General features: G+C 36.9%; 3 protein-coding genes. All 3 read right to left on the bottom strand.

Annotated features, from left to right (window positions below):
• Positions 1–792, bottom strand: a 792-nt coding sequence (locus tag IBX40_11915; GenBank protein MBE0525017.1) for an SDR family NAD(P)-dependent oxidoreductase, incomplete at its 3' end; no start/stop codon positions are given.
• Positions 793–810: 18 nt separating this feature from the next.
• Positions 811–2,466: a glycerol-3-phosphate dehydrogenase/oxidase gene (locus IBX40_11910; protein ID MBE0525016.1), complete on the bottom strand. Its 1,656-nt coding sequence runs from the start codon at positions 2,464–2,466 to the stop codon at positions 811–813.
• Positions 2,467–2,476: 10 nt separating this feature from the next.
• Positions 2,477–3,649 carry a glycosyltransferase family 4 protein gene (locus IBX40_11905; GenBank protein ID MBE0525015.1) on the bottom strand — a complete coding sequence of 391 codons (1,173 nt, stop codon included), beginning with the start codon at positions 3,647–3,649 and terminating at the stop codon, positions 2,477–2,479.
• Between the last annotated feature and the right edge of the window lie 75 nt (positions 3,650–3,724).

The following is a 3,724-nucleotide window of genomic DNA, read 5'->3' as shown; positions in this document are numbered from 1 at the left end:
TAGAGCTGCAGACCATACCGGCCAGAAAAAAGGGAAGCGAATTTTTGGCTCTTTTACCCCCAATGAATTAGCAATTATTTCAACAAGCTTGTTCAGTGATATATATCGTTCTCCTCCAATTATATACGTTTGTCCAACTGCAATATCCTTTTTACCACATAGCACAAACCCTTCTACCAGGTCATCTATATAAACAAGGTGATATAACACTTCCCCGTTTCCGATCATCACGAACTTTCCGGTCTGGATGGACTTAAATAATTTAAGGAACCTGAGATCACCTGGCCCGTAAATACCTGTTGGCCGTATTACAACTCCAGGAAGTCCTCTGGCAAAGTAATCTAAAGCGAGTTTCTCTCCCTCAAGTTTTGATTTTTGATATACATCTCCGGGGTTGTAGGGATAGCTTTCATTTGCCGGTGGTTTTGAGATATTACCATGAACGCCGCCAGTACTGCAGTGGATAAAACGATCCACATTTGCATGAACTGAAGCTTCCAGCATATTCTTAGTACCTTCAACATTTACATCCCAAAATGGCTTTTCAGAAATTCCACCCCCCTCTCGGTACATCGCTGCAATATGGTAAACCCTATCAAAACCATTGACTGCTTTCTTTACCATGTCCTTGTCAGTTATATCTCCAGTAATTATTTCGACTCCATGTTTTTCAAGCAGTTGAGTGTTGCTTGTTTTTCTTGCAAGTACCCCTACATCATGCCCCTCTTTTACTAACCTTCGGACAAGATGACCACCTGTAAATCCCGTCCCGCCTGTTACAAAAACTTTCATAATCCTTTCTTAATAAGCTCAAACCGCATATATTTTTCTCACGTCTTTTAATTCTTCTTGAATTTTAACTTTATTCCATCCTAACTCTTTTGCCATTATATCGGCGCATGTTTTCAGGCATTCTTCACCCGGATGTCCTGCAGTGCCCAACTCGGTGCGCCTTAAAACAACATCGGATAACTTTTGTGCCATCTCTTCCCTGATCCCATGAAGTATTTCACCTTTAATAACATACGAATTATCAGTTATCCTCTGACCCAAAATGGGATTCTCATCAATATATTTTAGTATATTTATATATTCAGAACCATAATTATAGACAAGATGCCGGATTATATCTTCACTTAATTCATGAGGTCTATTTTCAATCGCATTTTCAATAAAATCATTAAATTCTACTATTTCTCCTCCATGAATTTGGGTTTCCATGGTGGTACATTTGGGTGGTTTCTTTTCAAGTTTCTTAAAGATTAGATCAGTTACCTTCGAAGCCACATCCCTGGCTGTTGTATATTTAACTCCCACAATTGAGATCAATCCATTGATCCCTTCTACCTCATGGTCCAAAATTTTATAACGTTTAGTTACTTTAATATCTCCGTCTGGATTAACTTTATCAATGGGTAGTAGACCCCCATAATAAAATGAAACATCCTTGCGTGTAAGCGAAGCATATGGTAAAGCATTATTTACTTCTTCAATGAAGTTCTGAATATCGTCCTCATTTACCTTATAATAATCTGGACTGCCGCAATACAACTGTTGCATAGCTCCAACTAAAGAATAACCTCTCCATGGTGTAATAAATAGGAAACGGTAGTTCTTGTTTACAATGGCGTCATCATCCTTATATTTCGTCTTGAATGGAATTCCAAATGCATAATTCTTTGCAAATTGGCGATCAACAACCAGAATCATCATTTTAGATAAAAGGATTCTGCAATCATGCGTTTCCACAAGATCCAAAACCTGATCCACCCATGGCCCACTTGCATTTAAAACAATTTTTGCCCGAACCTCTCTTTCTGTTCCGTCAAGTGAATCTCTGGTTTTTACTCCTTCTATACGACTTCCGTTTTTTAAAAAACCTACCACTTCAACATAATTAGCCACATCAGCTCCAGCTTTTTCAGCAGACTGAATATATGAAAGAACCATACGCTCAGTATTGTAGACCTGTGCATCATACCAGATCACACCCCCAGTCAGCTCCTCTTTTTTAATACCAGGAACCATTCTAAGACATTCCTCTTTAGAAATGATCTTACCCCTGGGGATATGTTTCTGAGGATCTTTCAAATTTTTGATATCTAAGCTTAAAATATCATAGATATTCATTGCTAGAAACATAGCATATCTCATGAATCGACCATAGGTTGGTATCAAACAAGGCATTGGATGCACCAAATGTGGTGCGATTCGCATCATGTTCACTCTTTCACGTATAGATTCTCGCATCCTGCTGATGTCACCATGTTGAATATATCTTAGACCTCCATGGATTATTTTCTGGCTGTTTGAAGAAGTTTTTCCCCCAAAATCACCTTTGTCTAATAATGCTACTGATAACCCTCTTGATGCAGCATCCCATGCAACTGTGGATCCGTAAATACCACCACCTATGACCAGCAAATCATATATTTTATTAGATAGTCTATCTACATCTCTTTTCATATCATTTTGATCAATTATTTATCAGAAGTCTTCTATAAACACTCATTATTTTCTCACCTGTTCTTTTCCATGAATAGTCTCTTACAGCCTTTTCACGAACTTCTATGGCAAGCCTTTTTGAGAATTCTTCGTCCATAAGAACCGTACAAATTTTATCAGCCAGAGAATAATAATTCTTTGGGGTTGCATATAAACCTAAATTGTCTAATATGTCTCTATTTACTTCATTATCAAATACTACTGTAGGGAGTCCAGAGGCCATATAATTATAAATTTTACCGTTGGACTCTGTTTCAGATATTTTTGGAGATACTGCAATATCCCCCAGAGCTAAATATTCATTTGCCCTGCTATAATCGATCTTTCCTGTGAAAGTCACAAAGTCTTTTATCCCCAGTTCTATGGCAATTTTCTGGTATTTTTCTACATTCGGATAACCCATAATTAGAAAATGAACATCTTTGAATTTCTTTAAAACTAATGGAATTGCTTTTAATAAATAGTCAATACCCTGATATTCATTAAGCAATCCAAGAAATACAACTATCTTTTTGCCTACAGGTATCCCTAGTGATTTTCGAAGAGATGTAACTTCAATATCAGGGCGAAAAACCTCTGTATTTACCCCGTCTTCTACAACAAATATCTTATCTTCTGCATAATTGAATTCACTCTTTAGAATATCACCCATTCTATTTGAACTTACCAAAATAGCGTCTGGAAACCTGTTTAACGCTCTTTCAAACAGATGTATACCTCTGTAAATAAAGCTATCTTTTTTAAGAAATCCATGGTCTAACATTTCATTGCTTAAACTTCCTTGCATGTCTGCAACTAAAGGAATATTCATTAATGAAGAACAGAAAGTTCCAATAAAGGCGCCCTCATGCAGATGAGCATGAATAATATCGGGCTTGCTCCTTTGAACGCAATTCAACGATTTAAATAGTAAAAGTAAATCAAGATAAAGCATATGATAAGATGGTCCTGCCTCAAGCTTATTATACCAGGGGATCTTTGGAATACGTCGAATATCTATTCCCTGAATATCTATCCCATTATGATATGTGCAGGTAGTAACCTGGTTGCCTAAAGATAACAGGGCTTTTGTTTCTTCTAAAATCCTTACGTGGCATCCTCTATCAGCAAAAAATGGAGTAGGGGCGATCATAAGAATTTTCATGTTTATTCTATTCCGATTGTCTCTTTCACAGCATATATAGGTTTATTCAAAACCTCATAATACGTCCTGACTATA

This window comes from Methanosarcinales archaeon, assembly GCA_014859725.1.
In the GTDB taxonomy this organism is placed as follows: domain Archaea; phylum Halobacteriota; class Methanosarcinia; order Methanosarcinales; family Methanocomedenaceae; genus Kmv04.
Note: the sequence above shows the minus strand (reverse complement) of the source record. Positions and strands in the feature narration are given on the sequence as shown.

What these genes read in the sequence shown, in the direction of transcription:
- IBX40_11905 (MBE0525015.1), bottom strand. Translation starts at nt 3,649, where the DNA reads ATGAAAATTCTTATGATCGCCCCTACTCCATTTTTTGCTGATAGAGGA.
- IBX40_11910 (MBE0525016.1), bottom strand. Translation starts at nt 2,466, where the DNA reads ATGAAAAGAGATGTAGATAGACTATCTAATAAAATATATGATTTGCTG.